Source organism: Mesorhizobium sp. G2-6-1 (assembly GCF_055809095.1).
The window spans coordinates 753,552-776,855 of record NZ_CM147896.1; the positions used below are offsets into that span (position 1 = coordinate 753,552).

Below are 23,304 nucleotides of genomic sequence, written 5' to 3' on the forward strand. Positions count from 1 at the left end.
ACTATATGAGTTTCTAATATATCAAGAGTCAATTGCCTCGTAGCCTTTGTCTTACATTCAAGGCCAGTGCAGACAGCCCAAACAGCAATATGATCAGCAGCCCAATCGTGCGTTGCCTCTCCACTGAAACGTCAGCCAGCCTGTAAACAGGCACCCGTGCATCAATTATCGCCCTTGCATCAATCGCCAATGCATCGACCACTCGTCCATGGGGGTCGATAACCGCCGAGATGCCATTGTTGGCTGCACGCAACAGAGGTACGCCAGTTTCTACCGCGCGAACTTGTGCCTGCCGGAAATGCTGATACGGGCCGGGTGTGTCTCCAAACCACGCGTCGTTCGTTACGTTTACAATAATCTGAGCTGACGCTACGTCAACTGCGACGAGATCCGAAAATATCACCTCGTAGCAAATAAATGGCAGAATTCGTAAGCCACCGGGCACGGAGATCGCGTGGCGATTGTTGCCGGCCGTAAAATTCATGGGGCCCGCGACAATCTGCTCCAACCCGATTCGGCGAAAAAGGTCCGCAAATGGCATATATTCGCCAAAGGGGACCAAATGAACCTTATCGACAGCATCGACAATTTCGCCCTTGCCATCAATGGCAACGACGGAATTGTAATAACGATTGTCTGAAGCGCCCGCCGATGCCGCCTCCTCACGAACGACGCCGGCGACCAACATCTGATCATCTCCAAGCATTTTGCCAAGCGCCGTAAGCGCCTCGGGCCTCTCCGTAAGCAGGAACGGAACTGACGTTTCGGGCCACAAGATGAGCGCGGGCTTGTGATGGCCCGCTTCTGGCGGCTTGGATGACAATGACATCAAGGACGCGAAAATGCGATCGCGTACCGCAGCGTCCCATTTTTCGCTGAGATCAACCGAAGGCTGAACGATGCGAACGTCCAGAGACTGAGCATCCTTCGGCAACGGCTTGGTAAGCCGAACGTAACCAAATACGACATCGGCAGCGACAAGGATCACGAAGAGTGCAACACCAAGCCGCAAATTCTTGCGGGCGGCCAAGAGGGCTGGCAAGGAAAAAACAAAGACTGCCAGTGTATTCATCCCGACCATGCCGACAACAGAGACGCTCTGCATCAGCAGTGGGACCGGCATTGCGGCATAACCAATGGCATTCCAGGGAAAGCCGGTAAAAGAAAGCCGCGCAGCCATTCGCTCAATCCAAAAGCAAAGGCCAGCGAGGCTATTCGCCCGATATTGCCGCTCCACATCAGCCGTGCGAGGGCTGCTGCAAAACCGTAAAAAAAGGCAAGCGCCATCGGAATGCCGATCAGGGCGAAAGGCAAAGCCCAGGCAAAACTGTCGGCCTCAACAAGCAGTGCATCGCCGATCCACCAAAGCCCGGCAAGGAAATAACCAAAGCCAAACCACCAGCCGACGGCAAATGCAGGGCGCAAACGACGAAGCCGTCCTGCCGACGGCTCTCCGCTCGCGCCGTCTAGGAGCCAGACAAGGACGGGGAATGACACAAAGCAAGCCGCGAAAAAATCGTACGGGGCCTGCCCGAGGACCGCCAATGCTCCAGCCCCGAACGCGACAAGAGCACGGCGCCAGCCCCAAAGCAGAATTATCCGGCCAGCAAGGCGCTCCATGAATTCTTCCCAATCGAGCGAATCAGAGCACCGAATTTATCAGGCTGCGGCCCACACTCCAACGCCACCGCATCCGATTGTCGTCTCGCGCTAGAGCCTTTCAGTTTTTGATAGAATCACTGAACCGCTCTACGTATTTGTTTTTACGCAATCCCGATTAGTAAAACCGCTGTACACTTTTCCTGGAATTGCTCTAAGCCTGTTCGGCGCGCGTGGCCCGTTTGCGGCGGTCGCTCTTTTGGATTTGCACGATCCGCACACGCTTGACCCGACGCGGATCGGCATCGAGGACGTGAAATTCAAAGCCGGGAATTGCCTGCACGACTTCGCCGCGTGCGGGTACCCGGCCAAGTGTGTTGAAAATCATACCGCCAATGGTATCGACGGACTCGCCATGCTCTCCAGCGGCAAAACCTTCACCGATCATGGCGGCAACATCGTCAATCTCGGCCTTGCCATCAACGATGAACACGCCATCGTCGCTTCTGGTAATCATCGGCTCGTCATCGTCATGTTCGTCTTCGATATCGCCCACGACCATCTCGACAATGTCTTCCAGTGAAGCCAGACCGTCGGTTCCACCATATTCGTCAATGACCAGCGCCATTTGCGTGCGCGCCGTTTGCATACGTCCCATCAAATCGGAAGCCAGCATGGATGGCGGCACGAACAGAACCGGGCGCATAAGGCTGAGATCGCCAATCGTGCGAGACAGATCGACCTGAGCCAGTTCAAGGCGCGCTGCAATAAGCGTTTTACGCGTGGATCTGCCCTTCTTGACGCGGGCGCTGCGCGTTATGTGGGCAAGGACGTCGCGAATGTGAACCATGCCGCGTGGATCGTCGAGGGTTTCGGAATAGACCGGCATACGCGAATGGCCCGACTGCTCGAATACGCCCAGCAAGTCACCCAGGGACGTGGTAATTTCCACCGCCTCGATATCGGCACGCGGCACCATCACGTCCTCGACCCGCACCTCGCGAAGCCGAAGAATATTGTTAAGCATCGCCCGTTCGCCGGGCGAAAAAGTTTCCGCACCGATGGTCGTTTCGGCTAACGCGCCCGCGATCTCTTCACGCAGATTCGTTCCGTTGCGGTGCTTGAAAAGGCCAATAACGCGTTCAAACAGGGAAGGTCCGACAGGCGACGATTCGGCTGCAAATCTGCCGGACGTGGTACTCGGACTCGGTTCGTCGTCCGGCTGTTTCAGTGGCTTGGCCGCGCTGCCAGCGTCCGGGTGAGCGGCAGTATCAGGGTTGTCGTTCATCATCGTCCGGTTGGTTGTTCCTGTGTAGTTACGCATAGGGATCAGGAATGGCAAGCCTTACCAGCGCCGCACGCTCAATCGCTTCCATGATTTCGGCCTCGCTGTCCGTCTCGTGGTCGTAGCCCATCAAATGGAGCAGGCCGTGGACCACAAGATGCGTTATATGGTTCGCCAGCGGTTTGTTTTCCAGCTTCGCCTCGTTTGCCACCGTCTCGGAGGCAAGCACGATATCACCCAACATCGGCGGCAGTGGGGCATCGCGCAAAACCGGAAACGCCGGGAATGACAGGACGTTGGTTGCTTTGTCCTTGCCGCGCCACTCGGCATTGAGCGCGCGAATATGCGTATCGTCGGAAAAAACGAGGCTCAGTTCGCAAGGGCCGGAATGCCCCACCGCGAGTTCGGCAAAGACGGCTTTGACGGCACCATCCACGAGGCGTGCAAGCCCGCTTTCCTCAGGCCACTCGCCTGCCTCTATGGCGATATCCACAGCAAGCGGTAGCGCGAGTTGCATCGTTTGCGGCCGGTCGCCTTCAGGCATCGGATCGAACCATCGCCATCAGTTTTCGCTGCCCAAGCCACGCGCGACCTTTCCGTCGCGATCATATGCCTTGACGATCTCGGCGACCAGCGTATGGCGCACCACATCGGTCTCGTTGAAACGCACAGTGACGATGCCCGGCACACCGTCCAGAATACGCAATGCCTCGACAAGTCCCGATCGTGTATTTTGCGGCAGGTCGATCTGGGTCGGGTCGCCGGTTACGATCATGCGAGAATTCTCGCCAAGCCGGGTCAAAAACATTTTCATCTGCATCGGCGTGGTGTTTTGCGCCTCGTCAAGGATTACGGCAGCATGCGCCAAGGTGCGACCCCGCATAAAGGCAAGTGGCGCAATTTCGATTACGCCCGCAGTAATTGCACGCTCCACCTTGTCGCCGGGCATCATGTCGTAGAGCGCATCGTAAAGCGGACGCAGATAGGGATCGACCTTTTCCTTCATGTCGCCGGGAAGAAACCCCAGCCGTTCACCCGCCTCAACCGCCGGTCTCGACAGGATAATGCGTTCAACCAGACCACGTTCCAGAAGCATCGCGGCGTGGGCCACGGCAAGATAGGTCTTTCCCGTGCCAGCCGGGCCGATGCCGAAAGCTAGCTCGGATCTTTCGAGCGCGCGCATATAGGCATCCTGATTGAGCGAGCGGGCATAGATCGTCTTCTTGCGCGTTGCAATCTGTGCCGCGGAAACCTTGCCTTTGCGCTCCAGCGTCGGCAGCGTCAGCTGGTCGTCGGCAGCAATCGCCATGCGGGCGGCACCATCGACATCCGACTGCCCGATATCGACGCCTTTCTGGAGGATGTCATAAAGACTGTCCAACGCCCGGCGCGCCTGCTCGGCGGCAGGAGCGGACCCTTGTATGGTGAGCTGATTGCCGCGCGAGCGGATGTCGACACCGAGCTTTTGTTCCAACCGCGCCAAATTCTCATCGAACTGCCCGTAGAGCGCACTGGCGAGCTTGTTGTTGTCGAATGTCAGAACGATATGCGCCATATCCGAAGCGCCTGATGGAATATCAGCGGGTACACTCTTCAGGTCTTCAGCGCTCAACCGTCTCTCCTCATCTGCCGGGTGCCGGATCAGACCGGTTCGGCGAACAGGCTATTGAAGCCCGTCTTCGTGATTCGCACATCAATAATGTCACCGATTTCGGCAACCTTTTCATCAACAATTACGGGCTGAAGCCAAGGTGAACGCCCAACCTTCTGGCCAGCCTGGCGACCCGGCTTCTCAATCAGGGTGGACATCGTCTTTCCGATCATCCCCGTGGTGAACTTCTGCTGTTGCTCAAAGAGAAGGGCCTGAAGGCGCTGAAGACGCTCATCCTTGACGTTTTCGGACACCTGATCCTCCATTTCCGCACCCGGTGTACCCGGACGCGGCGAGTATTTGAAGGAAAAGGCCGATGCGTAGCCAACCGAACGAACCAGTTCCAGGGTTGCCTCGAAATCGGCGTCCGTTTCACCGGGGAAACCGACAATAAAGTCGCCCGACATGGCAATATCTTCACGGGCAGCGCGAATGCGCTCGATCAGCCTCATGTAATCGCAAGCCTTGTGGCGACGGTTCATCGCCTTGAGGATGCGGTCAGACCCGGATTGCACCGGCAGATGCAAATATGGCATCAGTTGCGGCAGGTCACGGTGGGCGGCGATCAATTCGTCGTCCATGTCGCGTGGATGGCTGGTGGTATAGCGAAGCCGCGCAAGACCCGGAATTTCGGCCAAACGGTAAAGCAACCTACCCAAGCCCCACTCGCCAGCCTTGCCGCTTTCATCTGGCCCTTGGCCATGCCAGGCATTGACGTTCTGGCCAAGCAGCGTCACCTCGCGCACCCCGGCATCTGCCAAACGCTCGGCCTCGGCAACAATTTGGGAAACAGGGCGCGATATTTCCGAACCGCGCGTATATGGCACCACGCAAAACGTACAGAATTTGTCGCAGCCTTCCTGCACGGTCAAAAAGGCGGTCACACCGCGCTTGATAAGTTCGGTGCGTTTGGGCTGCGGGAGATGCTCGAACTTATCCTCGACGGCATAGTCCGTCTCCACGACCTTACCACCGTCTCGAACCTTGGCCAGCACGTCTGGCAGGCGATGATATGTCTGCGGGCCGATAACCAGATCGACGGATGGCGAGCGCCTCAGGATTTCCGCCCCTTCCGCCTGTGCAACACAACCGGCAACGCCAATCATCATTTTGCTTCCCGCCTTGGCCTTTTCAGCTTTCAGATCGCGGTAGCGGCCAAGTTCGGAATAGACTTTTTCAGCGGCTTTCTCGCGGATATGGCACGTATTGATCAGCACCAGATCGGCATCGGCCACCACGTCGGTTTCGGCATAGCCATCAGCGGCCAGCGCATCGGTCATGCGCTGCGAATCATAGACGTTCATCTGGCAACCATAGGTTTTGACGAAAACCTTCCGGGTTGCCGATTTTGAAGTGGATAACCGGCCTGCCGGTTTGTCCTTCACATTCATTGATGTCGTATCGTGTTCCATGGCGCGGCTTCTATCGCCTTTCAGTGACAAAAAACAGCCGAATCTATGACGAAGGTCTTTGTGGCAGGGGATCGCGCAAAGTCGCCTGCATCATCTCCGTCACCTGTCGCTCGACGAGACGCGAGGTTTGCTTGCGGTTGGACTTGGCAGAGAATGCAACCGGTTCGCCGAAATGCACTTCGACATCCATTGAACCATGCGCCAGCAAATCCTTGATATGCGGCAACAGATCCTGATCTCCAATCCATGCAGCCAGTGCGCGATGCTGGCGCCCCAAAGGCAGACCGTGGATACGGGTGTAGGCAATCGACACCGGTTGAATGAACACTTCTTGCGCCGCGCCTGAGGAAATGGTCATTGAAGCAGCACCAAAGAGCGTGCTTTTGAATGGCAATAGCATGTTGCCATCGCCTGTACTGCCTTCCGCAAAAAGCACGATCGCGCTGCCGCCAGCAAGCCGCGTGGCAATGTCGTTAACCTGATCGCCGGATTTGCGCTTGCGTTCACGCTCGATAAACACGGTTCGCTGGAGCTTGGACAACCGCCCAAGCAAAGGCCATCCCTCAAGGTCCGACCTGGCGATGAAACTGACATCGGCCAACGAACCGAGCACTGCGATATCGGTCCAGGATATGTGGTTTGACGCCACCAGCAGCGGACGACGATCCGAAAGCTGGCCTTTGACGTGGACGCGAAAGCCCAGCGCCCTGAGAATCGAACGATGCCAAATCTTCAGGATGAAGGTTTCCGGCCAAAGCCCGGTTTTGAGCGATATGTATTGCAAGGGGGCAAGCACGGCTGTGCTCAGCGCAATATCTACAAATGCCAGGAAAATCCTGATCTTTCCGATCATTCAGTTTCGCCTCTCCAGCGCGCGTTACGGCGTGTGGATGAATTGGATTTTGGCTGTTTCCAATAAGTTAGAGCGGGATGCGGGCGCAAAACCGGTATCCACTTTTCCTCACCCCGCTCTAGCGGAGATCACGGCGCATGACAAGCGCACCCGTCGGGCCATTTTCAGAGGAGCGGTAATAATTGGGCCGCTTGCCAACTTCGCGAAAACCCAGGCGCCGGTAAAGAGCGATGGCCGATAGATTCGTTTCATCGACCTCCAGAAAGAGCGCCTCGGCACGCTGTGCATGGAGTTCACGCAATATGGCGTCCATCAATTGCCAGCCAATTCCCTGCCTTCGATGCGCGCGCGCGACAGCAATGGTCAGTATTTCACTCTCGCCCGCAGCCTGTCTTGCCAAGACAAACCCAACTGGTGCCTTTGAACCGAAGCCGACCTCACGCGCGGCGAAGCCGAAAACCGCATCCTGTTTGAGCAGGACGGCAAATTCCCCATCTGTCCAGGGCCGAACAAAATCCTCACGATGCAAGGCCGAAATAGCTGAACTGTCTGTCGGGGACAGGGGTTCAATCGCATAGTCCTTGCGGCGTGGCGTTATGAACGGAATGCGCATCGGTTGCGATCCTTCGATTCGCCTATGAACCATGCACGGGCGTTGTTCCGGGTCATGAACCGGACCTTGGCACGACGAAGCCAGTCTGAGGTTTGGCATCGGCCCCGCGCATGTAGAGCGGCTTTGGCCTGACAGTTGGATCCTTTGCCACGGCAAGTCGCGCATAGGTGGCGATATCGGCGCTCGCAGCCAGAGATGCGCAGTCGAAAGCACCGCCAGCAGCAACGGCGACGGATTTTGCCGCAGTGCCGGCAAGGACCGGTGGCGAGCCGGCAATTGTGCCGGAGATTTCTTCCAGCGTGGTCACAGCAGGGCCATGTTGCAAAACACCGGACTCATCATAGGATGCCATATGGATTTCGCCACGCCCGCCATCCAGCACAACAAGGACGGGGCGGCGCGGGAAAAGTGCTGCCGCCTCTGCCGCCAGCGCTTCCAATGTCGTTATCCCGACGGCTGGAATTTTTAACGCCAGCGCCAATCCACGCGCGGCGGACACGCCAACGCGCACCCCGGTAAACGAACCGGGGCCAACCGAAACCGCGATCATGGCAAGGTCGCCATATGTGGTGCCGCCTTGTTTCAAAGCGGTATCTATCACCGTCATGAGGTGTTCGGCATGGCCTTTGCCAAGATCAATTACAGCGCGCGCGCATTCTTCTCCCGTCTTGGCGTCATAGACGCAAGCAGCACAAAGATTGGCGGCACAGTCGATGGCGAGAACGATCATGAGGAGCGCAAGGGTTTTATCTCACCCTCCTTTATCCTGATTGATTCTTCGCGAGGCTGGCGAAAGGTGGAGGCAATGTCGAGCCTTAGCATTTGCAGCCAGCCTTTACAGCGCAACATCGCGAATTATTCGCTCGGTCAACCCGCCCGGTCTTTGGCCTTATATTCCAGCCTGCTGGCGTGGAGGATCGGTTCAGTGTACCCATTGGTCTGGCGCCTACCCTTGAAGACAAGATCACACGCCGCCTGAAAGGCGATGGAGCTATCGAAGTGCGGTGCCATGGGCTGGTATTGCGGATCGCCGACATTCTGGAGGTCCACGATCACGGCCATTCGCTGCAAGCAATCCCTCACTTGAATCTCCGTGCAAACCCCATGACGCAGCCAATTGGCAATGTGCTGCGATGAGATACGCAGCGTTGCGCGGTCTTCCATGAGCCCGACATCGTTGATATCAGGAACCTTGGAGCATCCGACGCCCTGATCGACCCAGCGCACGACATAGCCGAGAATGCCTTGCGCATTGTTTTCAAGCTCGCGTTGAATATCGTCTGGCGTCCAGTTTGGGCGGGTGGCCACGGGGACTGACAAAATGTCATCCAGCTTGGCCTTCGGGCGGCTTTTCAAACTTTTTTGAACAGCGTGAACGTCCACCTTGACATAGTGGGTTGCATGCAATGTCGCTGCAGTTGGAGACGGCACCCAGGCGGTATTGGCGCCAGCTTTGGGGTGGGCAATCTTTTCCACCAGCATTGCCCCCATGAGGTCCGGCATCGCCCACATGCCTTTGCCGATCTGGGCATGGCCAGAAAGACCACACTCAAGACCGATGTCGACGTTCCAGTTCTCATAGGCAGATATCCATGCCGCCTGCTTCATGTCTCCCTTGCGGATCATCGGACCGGCTTCCATCGAGGTGTGAATTTCGTCTCCGGTTCGGTCGAGGAAACCGGTGTTGATGAACACCACGCGATCTTTCGCTGCTCGAATCGCTTCCTTGAGATTGATCGTCGTGCGCCGTTCCTCGTCCATGATGCCCATCTTGATCGTGTTCTTCGCCATGCCGAGAATGTCTTCGACACGATCGAATATCTCGACTGCGAAGGCCACTTCCTCCGGCCCGTGCATCTTCGGCTTGACGACATACATCGAACCCGCCCGCGAATTCAGGCGCGCACCATTTTGTCCAATGTCATGCAATGCGATCAGCCCGCTAATGGCCGCGTCCATGATGCCTTCAGGCACCTCATTGCCATCGCGGTCCAGAATGGCCGGATTGGCAATGAGGTGACCGACATTCCTGATCAGCATGAGCGAGCGACCGGGCAATGTGATCGCAGAGCCATCGGCCCCAGTATAGCTGCGATCCGGATTGAGCGTGCGTGTGAAGGTCTTGCCACCCTTGGATATTTCTTCAGCGAGCTTACCGTTCATGAGGCCAAGCCAGTTGCGGTAGACGATAACCTTGTCTTCGGCATCGACGGCGGCGATGGAATCCTCGCAGTCCTGAATGGCCGTCAGGGCCGCTTCGATGATTACATCCGAGATATTGGCAGGATCAGTCTTGCCGATCGCGCTCGCGGGATCGACAACAATTTCGATGTGAAGACCGTTCTTCTTCAACAGAACAAGATCCGGATTGCTCGCATCGCCACGATACCCGGCAAATTGGCGGGGATCGCGCAGTGGCATCTCGCCCCTGGCCGCTTTGACCAGCAACGTACCATCGACAACAGCAAGGCTCGTGACATCCGCCCAATTGCCAGCGGCAAGCGGCACCCCTTCATCAAGAAAGTTGCGCACCCAGGCGATGACCTTTTCACCGCGCACCGGATTATATGTCTTGCTCTTTTGCGCGCCTCCAGTCTCGGGAATAGCGTCGGTGCCGTAAAGCGCATCGTAAAGCGAACCCCAGCGGGCATTGGCCGCGTTGAGCGCATAGCGCGCATTCATGACCGGCACGACAAGCTGCGGCCCAGCTACGGTGGCAATCTCGGGATCGACATTGTCCGTCGTTACCGAGAATGCCGGTCCCTCCGGTAAAAGATAGCCGATCTCTTTCAGAAATTCCTTATAGGCTTCCAGATCGATTGGCGCGCCATTGGCGCGATACCACTGATCCAGCTTGCCCTGTAGTTCGCTGCGTCTTGCCAGCAAAGCCCGGTTCCTGGGGGCAAGATCATGAATGAGCGAAGAAAAGCCGGACCAGAACTTCTCGACCTCGACACCGGTCCCCGGCAAAGCCTCGGACGCAACGAAGTCGTACAATTCACGCGCGACTTGCAATCCAGCGGTTTCGATCCGATCAGTCATTCATGCATCCCCAAACGGCCTGCCCACCGATCGTCATTCTTGCCAGCGGCGGACTTGATGACTGGCGTTTGGCACGATGGGGCCGAAGGGTCAATAATTCTAAGGTTCATAGGCATTTGCGCCACAACGAACTGTCGCCTCGATTGACGACGGCGCGCCAAATGCCGCGCTTGTGCTATTTTCACCAGAAAATCCGAAGCCTTGCCCTATTCGACCAATTCAAATTTCTGGGTCGTTTTCGACACGCAGGTAAAGCAGCAATTTTCGCAAGGCAGGTCGTTGTCTGGCCCGACACCGGCAGAGATGTTGTCATTGCCCACGATCCAGGCACCATAGCAAATGCGCTCGCCTTCGTTGCAGGTGATTGGAACCGATTTCTGCTTGTGCGGTTCAAGCATGAACACCTTGTCGTCGCCCGGCCAGACGGTGTTGCGATCCTGACTGAACAGTTCGATGGCGACGGCTTTTGAAAAGCCGTTCTTCACGAAGAAGGCCAGATCGGCGGCATGAGCCAACCCCAAGGGTGCCAGCAGAAATATGCCGACAATGGAAAGCCGCAAAATGTTTGCACGGCCCATGATTTTCTCGCGAAACGCGCCCCGTCAAGACAGCAGCAACATCGCACACAAAATGGGGGAACTGCTAGAGACCAGCGTCGATACCCCACGGCAATTTCGAAGCCATCACCAGATTTTTCAGTGGGCGGATGCTTATCGCGCCCAGTGAGCAGATCAATCGCCCATCTTCAGCGCCTGAATGAACGCTTCCTGCGGAATCTCGACCTTGCCAAACTGGCGCATGCGCTTCTTGCCCTCTTTTTGCTTGTCGAGCAGTTTGCGCTTGCGCGATACGTCGCCGCCATAGCATTTCGCGGTCACGTCCTTGCGCAAGGCGGAGATCGTCTCACGGGCGATGACCTTGCCGCCGATTGCCGCCTGGATCGGAATCTTGAACAAATGATGGGGAATCAGTTCCTTCAATTTCTCGCACATGACACGCCCGCGCTTTTCAGCCGCCATGCGGTGAACGAGCATGGATAATGCATCGACCGGCTCCTCGTTGACGAGGATCGACATCTTGACCAGATCGCCTTCACGATAATCGGTAAGATGATAGTCAAAGGAGGCGTAGCCCTTGGAGATTGATTTCAGGCGGTCGTAAAAGTCGAAAACCACCTCGTTTAGTGGCAAGTCGTAGACCAGCATTGCGCGCTTGCCGACATAGGACAGGTCAGACTGGACGCCACGCCGCTCCTGACAAAGCTTCAGGATGCCGCCGAGATAATCATCCGGGGTCAGAATGGTGGCGCGTATCCACGGTTCCTCGATCGAGGCGATCTTTACGACATCCGGCATGTCGGCTGGGTTGTGCAGTTCCTTCACCGAACTGTCGGTCAGGTTCATGCGGTAGACGACTGAGGGCGCTGTGGCGATCAGGTCGAGATTGAATTCACGCTCCAGCCGTTCCTGAATGATCTCGAGATGGAGCAAGCCCAGAAAGCCGCAGCGAAAACCGAAACCAAGTGCTGCTGACGTTTCCATCTCATAAGAAAAAGAAGCATCGTTGAGCCTCAGCCTTCCGACTGCGGCGCGCAAATCCTCAAAATCGGCGGCATCAACTGGAAACAGGCCGCAGAAAACGACGGGCTGAGCTGGCTTGAAGCCCGGCAAAGCCTGTTGCGTAGGGCGGCGGTCCTCAGTGATCGTGTCGCCAACGCGGGTGTCGGCCACTTCCTTGATCGAGGCGGTAATGAAACCCAATTCGCCGGGGCCGATCTCATCCACACTCACCATCTTGGGCGTGAATATGCCGGTGCGCTCGACCGGATATTTTGCGTTGGTGCCCATCATGCGGATGGTCTGGCCTTTTTTCATCACACCGTCGATGACACGCACCAGCACGATGACCCCCAGATAAGCGTCATACCAACTGTCAACCAGCATGGCCTTGAGCGGTTTGGTGGCGTCGCCTTCGCGTGGCGGCGGCAACTGGGTGACGATGGCTTCCAGCACATCTGGAATACCGATGCCGGACTTGGCCGAAATCAGCACGGCCTGACTGGCGTCGATGCCGATGACTTCTTCCACCTGCTCACGGATGCGCTCAGGCTCGGCGGCAGGCAGATCGATCTTGTTCAACACGACGACGATCTCGTGATTGTTGTCGATGGCCTGATAGACATTGGCCAAGGTCTGCGCCTCGACGCCTTGGGACGCATCGACAACCAGCAGGGAACCTTCGCAAGCCGCGAGCGAACGCGAGACTTCATAGGCAAAATCGACATGACCGGGCGTGTCGATCAGATTGAGAATATAGTCCTCGCCATTGTTGGCGCGATATTTCAAGCGAACGGTCTGCGCCTTGATGGTGATGCCGCGTTCGCGCTCGATATCCATGCTGTCGAGCACCTGCTCTTTCATGTTGCGCAGGTCCAGGCCACCGGTCAATTGGATCAGCCGGTCGGCAAGCGTCGATTTGCCATGGTCGATATGGGCGACGATGGAAAAATTGCGGATATGGGAAACAGGTGTGCTCATGGTCGCGGCCTTTAGCAGGGGCCGGTTCCGGCGGCAAGCGGCGCGCGCATGGGAATGGAGAAGCAATCACAAAACGGTGAAGGCTGTAACGAAGGGGAAAGCCGTTGCGAAATGAAAAGGCAGGCCAAAAAGCCGAGCCGCATGGAGGAACCGCCGATGCCCAGTTCAACAGCGAAACGCCATAGTATCAAAGATCTGTTCCCGGCAGGGGCCAGAATGACATCGGCGATTCTGGCAAGTGCGGCATTGATGGTCGCGGCAACGATTGGCACGGCTGCCAGCCAACCGCTTACCGTCGTTGAATTATTCACCAGTCAGGGTTGCTCGTCTTGTCCTCCAGCCAATGCCAATCTGGTCAAACTCTTCAAACGCCCCGGCATATTGGCGTTAAGCTTCAATGTCACCTACTGGTCTTATCTCGGCTGGAAGGACACTTTTGGCAAGCAGGCGTTCACAGATCGCCAGATTTCCTATGAACCTCCGCTTGGCCGCTCCGGTCCATTTACCCCGCAAATCGTTGTCAATGGCAACGCAGATACGGTGGGAAACCGGCTTGGCGATATTGAAAGCCTGATCTCGTCGAACGGGAAGATCAAGGGTCCGACCCTTTCGATCGGCAATGGCAAGATCAAGATTGGTGCCGGGTCCAGAGCAGGCGGCAAGGCCGATGTGTGGCTGGTGCAATACCTGCCAGGTGTTGTCGATGTGCCCGTTGCGCGTGGCGAAAACACCGGTCGCACACTTCCGCACGCCAATGTGGTGCACTCGCTTACAAAACTCGGCACATGGTCGGGCAAGACCATCTCCCTCGCTTTGCCCGCAGGCCAGAAGCGCCTGCGCGCTGCGGTCTTGCTGCAAGCACCAAAGGGCGGGCCGATCTTGGCGGCTGCCAGCGAGTAATTTCAAAGTTCGCGGATGCCGCAAGCATGGCACCGCTTCCACCGGCCCAGATCCGTTTCGGGCCATCACTACCCACCCAACAGGAGTCTAACATGACTACTTTCAACCGCTTGACACTTCCCGCGCTTGCTTTCGCAATTGTCTCCACCGCTGTCTTTGCCGGAAGTATCGCGCGCGCCGACGATGCAATGGCAACCGATGCCATGAAGCCTGCTGATGCAATGGCAACCGATGCCATGAAGCCCGCAGATGCGATGGAAACCGATGCCATGAAACCCGCTGACCCGATGGCTGCCGAAAAGATGAAAGATTGTATGGACAAGGCGGCAATGGAAACCGATTCCATGAAGAAGGACGAAGCCACCAAGGCCTGTGACGAGATGGGGATGATGAAGTCCGACGACGCCATGAGCACAGATGCGATGAAACCTGCGACATCCAATTAGTCATATGCCCGGCAAATAAAGCACGCCGAGTCGAAAGGGATTCATGCAGCGTGCTTCAAGTCATTGTTTTCATGCATGTCGTTGTCCCAAAACCGCTACCCACTTTTGGGCGGCATGCAGTAATCACACGCCGGGCAAAGCGCATTGGTCGCCCCTGTATTGTATGGGGCGACCTCTACAATTGGCGATGACATTTAATGCACGCGATTGTGACGCGCGTTGAGGTCAAAACTGCCATATCCTTGCCCTTGAACCCATTACGCTCCCCCATCGAATTGATGGGTGCCCCTTATCGAAGGAACGGGAGATTACGAATGAGAAACATAACCAAGCCAGCCGTGGCTGATCGGCTCGACACCGCAAAAGTGGCTATTACCGCCTTCGCAATTGCCTCGGCAATGTTTGTATATTGGCAAAGCCCGGCGAGATCGGCAGAGGAAGCCGTGGTCATTCCACCCCCTGCAATGGATGAACAAGCCTCCAAAGGAACAGAGACTGCAATATTTGCAGGCGGTTGTTTCTGGGGCGTGCAAGGTGTGTTCCAGCATGTGAAGGGCGTGACCAACGCCGTGTCCGGCTATGCCGGTGGCGATAAGAATACCGCTGTTTACGAGACAGTGGGATCAGGCCGCACCGGCCATGCCGAGGCCGTCGAGATTACCTATGACCCATCCAAGGTGACATATGGCCAATTGCTACAGGTCTATTTCTCGGTCGCCCACAATCCGACCCAGTTGAACTACCAGGGACCGGACAGGGGAACGCAATATCGCTCGACGGTGTTTGCACTTACCGATGCGCAAAAGAAGATTGCCCAAAGCTATATCGCGCAACTCGACAAGGCCAAGGCCTTCCCGGAACAGATCGTGACGACGCTTGAAACAGACAAGGCGTTTTATCCGGCCGAAGCGTACCATCAGGATTTTCTGACACGCAATCCGACATATCCATATATCGTCTATAATGATCTTCCCAAGATCGAAAACCTCAAGAGGGTTTTCCCGACGTTCTACAAGGACAAGCCCGCGCTGGTGATGGCCGCCAACAAGAGCTGACGACACCGCACGATGTATCTCCCGAACCTGGTGCATAAATCTCCCTGGCTGCGTCCATACGCAGTCGGGGAGATTGTTTTCAACACCGTGCTATCCAATGGATAAATCGGTGACAGATCCCGTGAATGACGACCAATTACTGGTGGCGTTGCAGCAGGCATCGTTTGACTATTTCCTGGCCGAAGCCAATCCGGATAACGGGCTTGTCGTCGACCGAACGAGCGAGGGATCGCCTGCGAGCATTGCCGCCACCGGCCTTGCCCTGACAGCATACCCAGTCGGCGTTGCTCGTGGTTTCATGAGCAGAGAACAAGCCTGCACTAGGGCTTTAACGACGCTGCGCTTCTTCTGGAACAGCCCGCAAGGCCCCGAACGCGATGCCACCGGCTACAAAGGTTTCTATTATCACTTCCTGGATATGCGCACCGGTCGCAGGGCGTGGAAATCCGAGCTTTCAACCATCGACACGGCATTGCTATTGGCCGGAGTTCTGGCCGCCGCAACCTACTTTCGCGAAGACAGCGAAGAAGAGCGTGAAATACGCAAACTGGCTGACGCGCTCTACCGGCGCACCAACTGGCAATGGGCGCAAAATGGCGGTGCAGCCGTCACCCATGGTTGGAGACCTGAGCGCGGATTTCTGCGCTACCGCTGGCAGGGTTATGACGAAGCCCTGATCCTGTACGTGCTCGGCCTTGGCTCCCCGACATTTCCGCTTCCGCCCGAAAGCTACGCGGCATGGCTGTCGAGCTATCGGTGGAAGTCAATCTACGGCCACGAATTCGCCTATGCCGGACCTCTGTTCATTCACCAGTTGTCGCATGTCTGGATCGATTTTCGCGACATTCAAGACGCCTTCATGCGCGACAAAGGCAGCGATTACTTTCAAAACAGCCGCCACGCGACCTATGTCCAGCAAGAATATGCGATCCGCAACCCGCGTGGCTTCGACGGCTATAACGAACATTGCTGGGGGGTCACGGCCAGCGACGGCCCCGGACCTGGCAAGCAAACGATCAATGGTGTGAAAAGGCGATTCCACGGCTATATGGCGCGCGGCGTGCCATTCGGGCCGGATGACGGCACGCTTTCGCCGTGGGCGGCGGTTACATCGCTACCTTTCGCACCTGAGATCGTTTTGCCGACGCTAAGATATTTTCATGATATCAATCTGGAAGACGACAATCCCTATGGGTTTACCGCCAGCTTCAATCCAACATTGAAAGCGAGCGGGAAAGGCCGTCGCGGTTGGCTTAGCCCCGACCATGTCGGCATCAATCAAGGCCCGATTGCCTTGATGACCGAAAACTACCGGACCGGGATGCTGTGGGACCTGATGCGCAAATGCCCCTATATCGTCAACGGGCTGCGCCGGGCAGGCTTCACCGGTGGCTGGCTGTAAGGTGTTGTTCCTGCATCAGTCGTAAGTCAGGTCACCCGCCTTGCCACCGAAAACACGATAGGCATAGAACGAATAGAAAATGATGATCGGCAGCACGAACACGGTGCCGACAAGAATGATGGCGAGGCTTTCCGGCGCGGAAGCCGCCTGCCAGATGGTGAGGTGATCCGGCACGACGTAGGGATAGAACGACCACGCCAGACCGGCAAAACCCAGCGCAAAAATGGCAGCCAGTGTGAGGAACGGCACGATGGCGTGACGGTCGCCTTCTTTCGGCAAATGAAACGTCTGGCGCCAAAGCCACAGAAACAATATCGCTGACACTATCGGCAGAGGCGACAGGTAAAGCATTTCCGGCCAGACAAACCATTTGTCGAAAATACGCGGGCTGGCGAACGGCGTGACCAATGACACGGCCGCCATGCCGATCACCGTCAAGACCAGCGCCGAGCGCAGCCATAGAACTGCTTTCTTCTGCAACGTGCCTTCCGTCTTGTAGATCAGCCAAGCCGACCCCATCGCCGCATAGGCTGCTGCAAGGCATAGTGCGACCAATGCGCCGAAAGCCATGGCGGCAAGACCATCATCAAGGCCGAGCACATAAACGCCAAGCATGTAGCCTTGCGACAGCGAGGCGATAAGCGATCCCGCAAAGAAAATACGGTTCCATCGATCCTTGCGCCCGGCAGGCACCTTGGCACGAAAATCAAAGGCAACGCCACGCAGTATCAGGCCAACGAGCAGCAGGAATGTCGGGATATAGAGCGCGGTCAAAATGATCCCGTGAGCCAGCGGGAAAGCAACGAGCAACAGCCCGACCGCAAGCACCAGCCATGTCTCATTGGCATCCCAGAACGGCCCGATTGCCGCAACCATCGTATCCTTTTCCTCATCATCGGCTGCTGCGAACAGGATACCGATGCCAAGATCGAATCCGTCCAGGATGACGTAAACCAGGATCGCCAGCCCCATCAGGCCGGCGAAGATGAGCGGGAGAAGAGTTGGCCAATCAAAGGTCATGGACATCATGATCACTCCCCTGCCGCTGGTTGCGAAAGCGGCGCATTAAGAACGCCGGGCAGAGGCGAAGCGTCGCCATCTTTCGTTGCCTTCACCGCCAGATGCACCAGCACACCGAGATAGGCTATCATCAAGACAAGATAGAGGATGAGATAGATCGCAAGTGTCAGTGCAACATGGCTGCCAGCGACAGGACCGACCGCATCGGCTGTTTTCAAGACGCCGGTAACCAGCCAGGGCTGGCGACCGATCTCGGTCGTGTACCAACCGGCAAGTGTCGCCACCCAACCCGAAAGGGCCATCGGCACCATCAGCAACGCCAATGGCCGAGGCAGGTGGCGGCGACGCCACAGAAAATAGCCCGCCGCCCATGACACGACCAGCATCAGCAAGCCGGTGCCCACCATGATGCGGAAGCCCCAGAATACCGGAAAGACCGGCGGGTGTTGTCCCTCGAACTGGTCAAGGCCCGGCACGACACCGTCGGCGCTGTGCCTCAGAATGAGGCTGGCACCGTTGGGAATCGTTACCTCGAAACGGTTTTTCTTTGTTGTCTCATCGGGGATAGCAAACAAAACGAGCGGAATGTTGGACCCCGTGTGCCAGTTGGCTTCCATCGCCGCGATCTTGGCAGGCTGATACTCCAACGTGTTGAGCCCGTGCTGATCTCCGACGAATATCTGAACCGGGATCAGTATGGCGGCGAGAAAAATTCCGGTGCGCAGCGCCTTCCACATCGATTCGGAGCGGTCCCCCATGAGATAGCGCAGGGCGGAAAAGCCGGCGACCAGAAACGAAACCGTCAGGCCCGACGCGATCAACATGTGAACGAGCCGGTAGGGCATGGACGGATTGAACACCACGGCCCACCAATCGGTGGCGTGCGCGACACCATCGCGCATCTCGAAACCGGTTGGGGTCTGCATCCACGAATTCAGCGCGATGATCCAGAAAGCGGAGACGGTGGTGCCGCCAGCGACGAGAACGGTCGCCAAAGTGTGGACGCGGTTCGATACGCGCCGGAAACCGAAAAGCATGATGCCCAGAAAGGCTGCTTCAAGAAAGAATGCCGTCAGGATTTCATAGGCGAGCAGAGGCCCGGCAATGTTGCCAACCTTTTCCATGTAGCCCGGCCAATTGGTGCCGAACTGGAAACTCATGGTGACGCCGGTGACCACGCCAAGCGCGAATGACAGCGCGAACACCTTCACCCATGTGAAATAGGCGCGCATCCAGGCGGTATCGCCCGTTGCGTTGTAGCGCAGTTTGAAAAACAGCAGCACCCAGCCAAGTGCTATGGTGATCGTTGGAAACAGGATGTGGAACGAAATATTCGCCCCAAATTGAATGCGCGACAGAATGAGCGGGTCCATACACAGGCTCCAACGACTCTCTCCCTCAAACGGAAAGTAGGGTACTGGGCCCTGCTCGTCAAAGCGGCGCGGAGTCACGCGGGGCGCAACGTCGCAGGGTGGGTTAAAAAATGGCCATAAATGTCAGGAGCGGCGTTGACATTGCGCGCCGCGCACCGACATTCAGGCGTCAGACAGAAATTCATTCTTTTCAGAAATCATCTTCATGCAGAATATTATCTCGATCTCCGGGGTGTCAAAAACCTATTCCAGCGGGTTCCACGCGCTGAAAAATGTCAGTCTCGACATTCAAAAAGGCGAGATCTTTGCCTTGCTCGGTCCCAATGGTGCGGGCAAGACAACGCTGATCTCGATCATTTGCGGCATCGTCAATCGCTCAGCGGGCTCTGTGACAGTGGATGGTCACGACATCGGCGTGGACTACCGCGCGGTGCGCGGCATGATTGGCTTGGTGCCACAGGAATTGACCGTCGAAGCGTTTGAGACCGTGCAGGCGACGCTCACCTATAGCCGCGGCCTGTTCGGCAAGCCCGCGAATCCGGCATATATCGAGAGTGTGCTGAAAGACCTGTCGCTGTGGGACAAGCGCGACGCCAAGGTCGTGACATTGTCCGGCGGCATGAAGCGACGTGTCCTGATCGGCAAAGCACTGGCGCATGAACCGCGTGTTCTGTTCCTTGACGAGCCCAGCGCCGGGGTCGATGTCGAGCTTCGCCAGGATATGTGGGCGATGGTGCGCCGGTTACGCGAAAGCGGCGTCACCATCATCCTGACGACGCACTATATCGAGGAAGCCGAGGAGATGGCCGACCGTGTCGGCGTTATCAACAATGGCGAGATCGTATTGGTTGAAGACAAAAGCGAACTGATGCGCAAGCTGGGCCGCAAGCAGTTGAAACTGCAATTGCGCAGCCCGATTTCTGACGTTCCCGAGACATTGGCGCGCTATGGGCTGGAGATATCGGACGATGGCGACGCCCTCACCTATACATATGACAATCTGAGTGAACGCCCGGGTGTTGCCTCGCTGATGCGCGATCTCGAAGCGACAGGCATCGAGTTTCGCGACCTCGACACTGAAAACAGTTCGCTTGAAGAAATCTTTGTTTCGCTGGTGAGGAAAGACCCATGAACCATCACGCGATCTGGGCTATATACCGCTATGAGATGGCGCGAACACTTCGCACCATTTTGCAGAGTATCGTCTCGCCGGTCATATCTACGTCGCTCTATTTCGTTGTTTTCGGCGCAGCCATCGGCTCACGTATCGACCAGATCGGCGGTGTCAGCTATGGCGCATTCATCGTTCCGGGCCTGATCATGCTGTCGCTGTTGACGCAGTCGATCTCGAACGCATCTTTCGGGATCTATTTCCCGAAATTCGTCGGGACAATCTATGAGTTGTTATCGGCACCGGTTTCCTATCTGGAAATCGTTGTCGCCTATGTCGGGGCGGCTGCAACCAAGTCCATTGCCATCGGCCTGATCATCCTTGCGACCGCTTCGCTGTTCGTGCCTCTGCATATCGAGCACCCTGTCTGGATGCTGGCGTTCCTTGTCCTGACCGCCGTTACGTTCAGCCTGTTCGGCTTCATTATCGGCATCTGGGCAGTGAGTTTTGAACAGTTGCAACTGGTGCCACTGCTGATCGTGACGCCACTGACTTTCCTCGGGGGATCGTTCTATTCCATCGATATGCTGCCCGGCATTTGGCGCACCATTACCTTGTTCAATCCGGTCGTCTACCTGATCAGCGGGTTCAGATGGAGCTTCTTTGGTACTGCCGATGTCTCGCTTTCAGTAAGCCTTGGCATGACGGTTACCTTCATGGTGGCTTGCATCGCGGTCATCGCCTGGATTTTCAAGACGGGCTACAGGCTTAGAACCTAGTGGGATGGCAAAGCGAAAGCGGGGCAAAACCCACCTTCGCTTGCTTTGTATTTTGCCTATGATGCGATCTTGCCGCCGCCCTGCCTGGTGATTGCCACGACTGAAGGCCGAACTGGCATATCGGGCTGGAAATCCGGCCAACGGGTAGATGGGTCTTCGTAGTAGGAAGGACGTGCAAACCCGTCCCAATCCTCGCCACCGTCTCCCGGATGCTGGACGGCGACGAATGCCGTTTGATCGTCGGGCGTAAACAGTGGCCCGCACATTTCCGCGCCGATGGGGACGCGAAAGAACAATTTCGAAGTGGCGCGCGCTTCGCCTTCAGTGTCGAGCGCCCACAAACCGTCGGTGCGGCCAGTGCTTTCGGGGCTGTTGCCATCGGTCGCCACCCACAATCGACCCGCCGAATCAACGGCACAATTGTCGGGCATGCCGAACCAGCCATTCGCGGTCGTTGCGGTGGAAAACGATGCACCAACTTCAGCGACAGACGGATCGCCGCATTTCAGCAAAACTTCCCACTTGCCATTGGTGGCAGCAAAATCGCCATCGTCCTCGGCGATTTCGATGATGTGACCAAACGCGTTTCTGGCACGCGGATTGGCGTTATCTACCTGATCATCCTTGCGCTTGGTGTTGTTGGTCAACATGACATAGACCTTGCCCGTGACACTGTCAGGCTGAATGTCTTCAGGCCGGTCCATCTTGGTCGCGCCGAGCAAGTCTGCGGCACGGCGTGTTTCGATCAACACGTCCGCCTGCGATGAAAAGCCATTCTCTGGAGTCAGAGAGCCTGTGCCAAAGGTCAGCGGCAGCCATTCAAGCGTGCCGTCATCGCTGAATTTCGCCGTGTAGAGCGTGCCGCCGTCGAGAATATCCATGTTGGCGGCGCGATTATCAGGGTTGAATTTGGCGTTTGTCACAAATTTGTAGACATAGTCAAAACGCTCGTCGTCACCGAGATAAAACACGACACGACCATCCCTGGAAACGATCGATTCTGCACCCTCGTGCTTGAAGCGGCCCATCGCCGTGCGCTTCTTCGGCTTTGAAAGCGGATCGTTGACATCTACCTCGACAATCCAGCCAAAACGATTGGCCTCATTCGGTTCCTTGCCAATGTCGAAACGATCATAATGCGCTGCCCATCCATAAGAGCTTCGCGGGATGCCGAGACGCTTATAATTGATAGCTTCCTTGTGCCCCTGCGGTAACTCACCCGAAAAATAGCCGTGGATGTTTTCTTCGGCCATGACATAGGTGCCCCAGGGCGTGACACCGCCGGCGCAATTGTTGAGCGTGCCAAAAACCTTGATGCCGGAGGGATCGGCATCGGTCTTGACGCGCTCATGCCCGGCGACCGGTCCCGACAGCGCCATTTCAGTGTTCGAGGTGATGCGGCGATTGAGTTTGCCATCGCGCACGATCTGCCATTTGCCGGCATCTTTCCTGATTTCAACAATGGTGCCGCCATGGGCTGCCATCTCGATGTCGACCTGTTCTTTCGTCAGCGGCTTCAGTTCGAGAACCTTCCTGCCCTCTTTCTCATTGACCTCAACAATGCCGGGAAACATCAGGTGCGGAGTGGTATATTCATGGTTGACGACGAGCAGGCCATGTTCGGGCGTGCCACGGAGCGGGATGTAACCGACATAATCGTTATTATAGCCAAACTGCTTCGCCTGCACTTCGGGCGACTGCTTCAGCGGATCAAATTCCGGTGCGTCGGCAAAGATCGGATCACCCCAGCGCAACAGCACGTCGGCATCGTAGCCGGCCGCGACATGATGCGTGTCGTCAATGCCGGCCTCAACCTCGTCGAAAGTGAAAGCAGATGTGCCTGTCGCATGCGCTTTTTCAACACTGAATAGTGCATGCGGACTAACCGTTGCCGCAATAGCGGAAACAGCCAGCGAGCCTTTGAGGAAACCGCGGCGTGAAAAGCGGGACGCAATTATTTCACCCATGGTGCGATTGTCTGTGTTGTTGGTGCCGGGGCCGTCATTTTCTTCAAGCTGGCTTGAGGGGAAAATCTGTTCTTGCGTTGCTCTTTCGGACATGGCTTTCCTCTGGCGGCAGGTGGATAAAGATATTGCTGCACGGACCGGTAGTGGTGCCCGTTGGCAATTTGCCACGCACGGCAAATCTGCTCTACCTCGTCTCGGCGATCAAGCGCCTTGACCGGAACGGATGCTTGGGAAACAAGGCTCACATGGCAAAAGCCAT

At 56.6% G+C, this 23,304-nt stretch carries 19 protein-coding genes and 1 pseudogene; 6 read left to right on the forward strand and 14 right to left on the reverse strand.

Annotation, left to right across the window (positions count from 1 at the left end; all coding sequences use genetic code 11):
• Positions 1-28: 28 nt before the first annotated feature.
• The 11 genes and pseudogenes from lnt to lepA all read right to left on the reverse strand — a co-directional run bounded on the left by lnt (position 29) and on the right by lepA (position 12,992).
• Positions 29-1,620: pseudogene (lnt, locus tag AC0L7S_RS03625) on the reverse strand (apolipoprotein N-acyltransferase).
• Positions 1,621-1,813: 193 nt separating this feature from the next.
• A complete protein-coding gene (locus tag AC0L7S_RS03630; protein WP_473474164.1) occupies positions 1,814-2,887 on the reverse strand; it encodes a hemolysin family protein in 1,074 nt (357 codons plus the stop codon).
• A gap of 28 nt (positions 2,888-2,915) precedes the next feature.
• A complete protein-coding gene (ybeY, locus tag AC0L7S_RS03635) occupies positions 2,916-3,401 on the reverse strand; it encodes an rRNA maturation RNase YbeY (protein ID WP_473474165.1) in 486 nt (161 codons plus the stop codon).
• Between the two features lie 45 nt (positions 3,402-3,446).
• Complete coding sequence (locus tag AC0L7S_RS03640) at positions 3,447-4,439, reverse strand: PhoH family protein (protein WP_473474166.1); 993 nt, start codon at positions 4,437-4,439, stop codon at positions 3,447-3,449.
• Between the two features lie 86 nt (positions 4,440-4,525).
• Entirely contained in the window at positions 4,526-5,947 is a 1,422-nt protein-coding gene (miaB, locus tag AC0L7S_RS03645; protein ID WP_473473115.1) for a tRNA (N6-isopentenyl adenosine(37)-C2)-methylthiotransferase MiaB, read from the reverse strand.
• Positions 5,948-5,990: 43 nt separating this feature from the next.
• Entirely contained in the window at positions 5,991-6,800 is an 810-nt protein-coding gene (gene olsA, locus AC0L7S_RS03650; RefSeq protein ID WP_473473118.1) for a lyso-ornithine lipid O-acyltransferase, read from the reverse strand.
• 118 nt (positions 6,801-6,918) lie between these two features.
• Positions 6,919-7,413: a GNAT family N-acetyltransferase gene (locus AC0L7S_RS03655; RefSeq protein WP_473473119.1), complete on the reverse strand. Its 495-nt coding sequence runs from the start codon at positions 7,411-7,413 to the stop codon at positions 6,919-6,921.
• Positions 7,414-7,465: 52 nt separating this feature from the next.
• Positions 7,466-8,143 (reverse strand): tRNA (adenosine(37)-N6)-threonylcarbamoyltransferase complex dimerization subunit type 1 TsaB, encoded by a 678-nt coding sequence (gene tsaB, locus AC0L7S_RS03660; protein WP_473473120.1) that lies wholly within the window; start codon positions 8,141-8,143, stop codon positions 7,466-7,468.
• Between the two features lie 137 nt (positions 8,144-8,280).
• The gene (locus AC0L7S_RS03665) at positions 8,281-10,455 is read right to left on the reverse strand and encodes a malate synthase G (protein ID WP_473473121.1); all 2,175 of its coding nucleotides are present in this window, start codon (positions 10,453-10,455) and stop codon (positions 8,281-8,283) included.
• A gap of 206 nt (positions 10,456-10,661) precedes the next feature.
• Positions 10,662-11,033, reverse strand: a complete 372-nt coding sequence (locus AC0L7S_RS03670; protein ID WP_473473122.1) for a hypothetical protein — start codon at positions 11,031-11,033, stop codon at positions 10,662-10,664.
• A gap of 153 nt (positions 11,034-11,186) precedes the next feature.
• On the reverse strand, positions 11,187-12,992 hold the full coding sequence (lepA, locus tag AC0L7S_RS03675; protein WP_473473123.1) for a translation elongation factor 4: 1,806 nt from the start codon (positions 12,990-12,992) through the stop codon (positions 11,187-11,189).
• Between the two features lie 216 nt (positions 12,993-13,208).
• On the opposite strand from lepA, the gene AC0L7S_RS03680 reads away from it, so the two are divergent.
• From AC0L7S_RS03680 to AC0L7S_RS03695, 4 genes are all read left to right on the forward strand, one after another.
• Positions 13,209-13,892 (forward strand): DUF1223 domain-containing protein, encoded by a 684-nt coding sequence (locus AC0L7S_RS03680; protein ID WP_473473124.1) that lies wholly within the window; start codon positions 13,209-13,211, stop codon positions 13,890-13,892.
• A 92-nt stretch (positions 13,893-13,984) separates the two neighbouring features.
• Positions 13,985-14,338, forward strand: coding sequence for a pentapeptide MXKDX repeat protein (locus AC0L7S_RS03685; protein ID WP_473473125.1), 354 nt, complete (start codon positions 13,985-13,987; stop codon positions 14,336-14,338).
• A gap of 398 nt (positions 14,339-14,736) precedes the next feature.
• Positions 14,737-15,393, forward strand: coding sequence for a peptide-methionine (S)-S-oxide reductase MsrA (gene msrA, locus AC0L7S_RS03690; RefSeq protein ID WP_473474167.1), 657 nt, complete (start codon positions 14,737-14,739; stop codon positions 15,391-15,393).
• A gap of 97 nt (positions 15,394-15,490) precedes the next feature.
• Positions 15,491-16,795, forward strand: coding sequence for a glucoamylase family protein (locus AC0L7S_RS03695; RefSeq protein ID WP_473473126.1), 1,305 nt, complete (start codon positions 15,491-15,493; stop codon positions 16,793-16,795).
• A gap of 15 nt (positions 16,796-16,810) precedes the next feature.
• Here the strand turns inward: AC0L7S_RS03695 and AC0L7S_RS03700 are convergent, their stop codons facing one another.
• A complete protein-coding gene (locus AC0L7S_RS03700) occupies positions 16,811-17,815 on the reverse strand; it encodes a cytochrome d ubiquinol oxidase subunit II (protein ID WP_473474168.1) in 1,005 nt (334 codons plus the stop codon).
• 11 nt (positions 17,816-17,826) lie between these two features.
• Positions 17,827-19,188 carry a cytochrome ubiquinol oxidase subunit I gene (locus tag AC0L7S_RS03705; protein WP_473473127.1) on the reverse strand — a complete coding sequence of 454 codons (1,362 nt, stop codon included), beginning with the start codon at positions 19,186-19,188 and terminating at the stop codon, positions 17,827-17,829.
• 205 nt (positions 19,189-19,393) lie between these two features.
• Between AC0L7S_RS03705 and AC0L7S_RS03710 the strand changes: the two genes are divergently transcribed.
• A complete protein-coding gene (locus AC0L7S_RS03710) occupies positions 19,394-20,320 on the forward strand; it encodes an ABC transporter ATP-binding protein (RefSeq protein ID WP_473473128.1) in 927 nt (308 codons plus the stop codon).
• Positions 20,317-21,078: an ABC transporter permease gene (locus AC0L7S_RS03715; RefSeq protein ID WP_473473129.1), complete on the forward strand. Its 762-nt coding sequence runs from the start codon at positions 20,317-20,319 to the stop codon at positions 21,076-21,078. Before AC0L7S_RS03710 ends, AC0L7S_RS03715 begins: the two co-directional genes overlap by 4 nt.
• A gap of 56 nt (positions 21,079-21,134) precedes the next feature.
• Here the strand turns inward: AC0L7S_RS03715 and AC0L7S_RS03720 are convergent, their stop codons facing one another.
• Positions 21,135-23,138, reverse strand: a complete 2,004-nt coding sequence (locus AC0L7S_RS03720) for a PhoX family protein (protein ID WP_473473130.1) — start codon at positions 23,136-23,138, stop codon at positions 21,135-21,137.
• Positions 23,139-23,304: the final 166 nt, after the last annotated feature.

Coding starts and splice junctions, on each gene's coding strand:
- miaB (WP_473473115.1), bottom strand. CDS start 5,947: ATGGAACACGATACGACATCAATGAATGTGAAGGACAAACCGGCAGGC.
- AC0L7S_RS03700 (WP_473474168.1), bottom strand. CDS start 17,815: ATGACCTTTGATTGGCCAACTCTTCTCCCGCTCATCTTCGCCGGCCTG.
- AC0L7S_RS03665 (WP_473473121.1), bottom strand. CDS start 10,455: ATGACTGATCGGATCGAAACCGCTGGATTGCAAGTCGCGCGTGAATTG.
- AC0L7S_RS03695 (WP_473473126.1), top strand. CDS start 15,491: ATGGATAAATCGGTGACAGATCCCGTGAATGACGACCAATTACTGGTG.
- msrA (WP_473474167.1), top strand. CDS start 14,737: ATGTTTGTATATTGGCAAAGCCCGGCGAGATCGGCAGAGGAAGCCGTG.
- AC0L7S_RS03680 (WP_473473124.1), top strand. CDS start 13,209: ATGACATCGGCGATTCTGGCAAGTGCGGCATTGATGGTCGCGGCAACG.
- AC0L7S_RS03710 (WP_473473128.1), top strand. CDS start 19,394: ATGCAGAATATTATCTCGATCTCCGGGGTGTCAAAAACCTATTCCAGC.
- AC0L7S_RS03655 (WP_473473119.1), bottom strand. CDS start 7,413: ATGCGCATTCCGTTCATAACGCCACGCCGCAAGGACTATGCGATTGAA.
- olsA (WP_473473118.1), bottom strand. CDS start 6,800: ATGATCGGAAAGATCAGGATTTTCCTGGCATTTGTAGATATTGCGCTG.
- tsaB (WP_473473120.1), bottom strand. CDS start 8,143: ATGATCGTTCTCGCCATCGACTGTGCCGCCAATCTTTGTGCTGCTTGC.
- lepA (WP_473473123.1), bottom strand. CDS start 12,992: ATGAGCACACCTGTTTCCCATATCCGCAATTTTTCCATCGTCGCCCAT.
- ybeY (WP_473474165.1), bottom strand. CDS start 3,401: ATGCAACTCGCGCTACCGCTTGCTGTGGATATCGCCATAGAGGCAGGC.
- AC0L7S_RS03720 (WP_473473130.1), bottom strand. CDS start 23,138: ATGTCCGAAAGAGCAACGCAAGAACAGATTTTCCCCTCAAGCCAGCTT.
- AC0L7S_RS03715 (WP_473473129.1), top strand. CDS start 20,317: ATGAACCATCACGCGATCTGGGCTATATACCGCTATGAGATGGCGCGA.
- AC0L7S_RS03705 (WP_473473127.1), bottom strand. CDS start 19,188: ATGGACCCGCTCATTCTGTCGCGCATTCAATTTGGGGCGAATATTTCG.
- AC0L7S_RS03685 (WP_473473125.1), top strand. CDS start 13,985: ATGACTACTTTCAACCGCTTGACACTTCCCGCGCTTGCTTTCGCAATT.
- AC0L7S_RS03670 (WP_473473122.1), bottom strand. CDS start 11,033: ATGGGCCGTGCAAACATTTTGCGGCTTTCCATTGTCGGCATATTTCTG.
- AC0L7S_RS03640 (WP_473474166.1), bottom strand. CDS start 4,439: ATGGCGCATATCGTTCTGACATTCGACAACAACAAGCTCGCCAGTGCG.
- AC0L7S_RS03630 (WP_473474164.1), bottom strand. CDS start 2,887: ATGAACGACAACCCTGATACTGCCGCTCACCCGGACGCTGGCAGCGCG.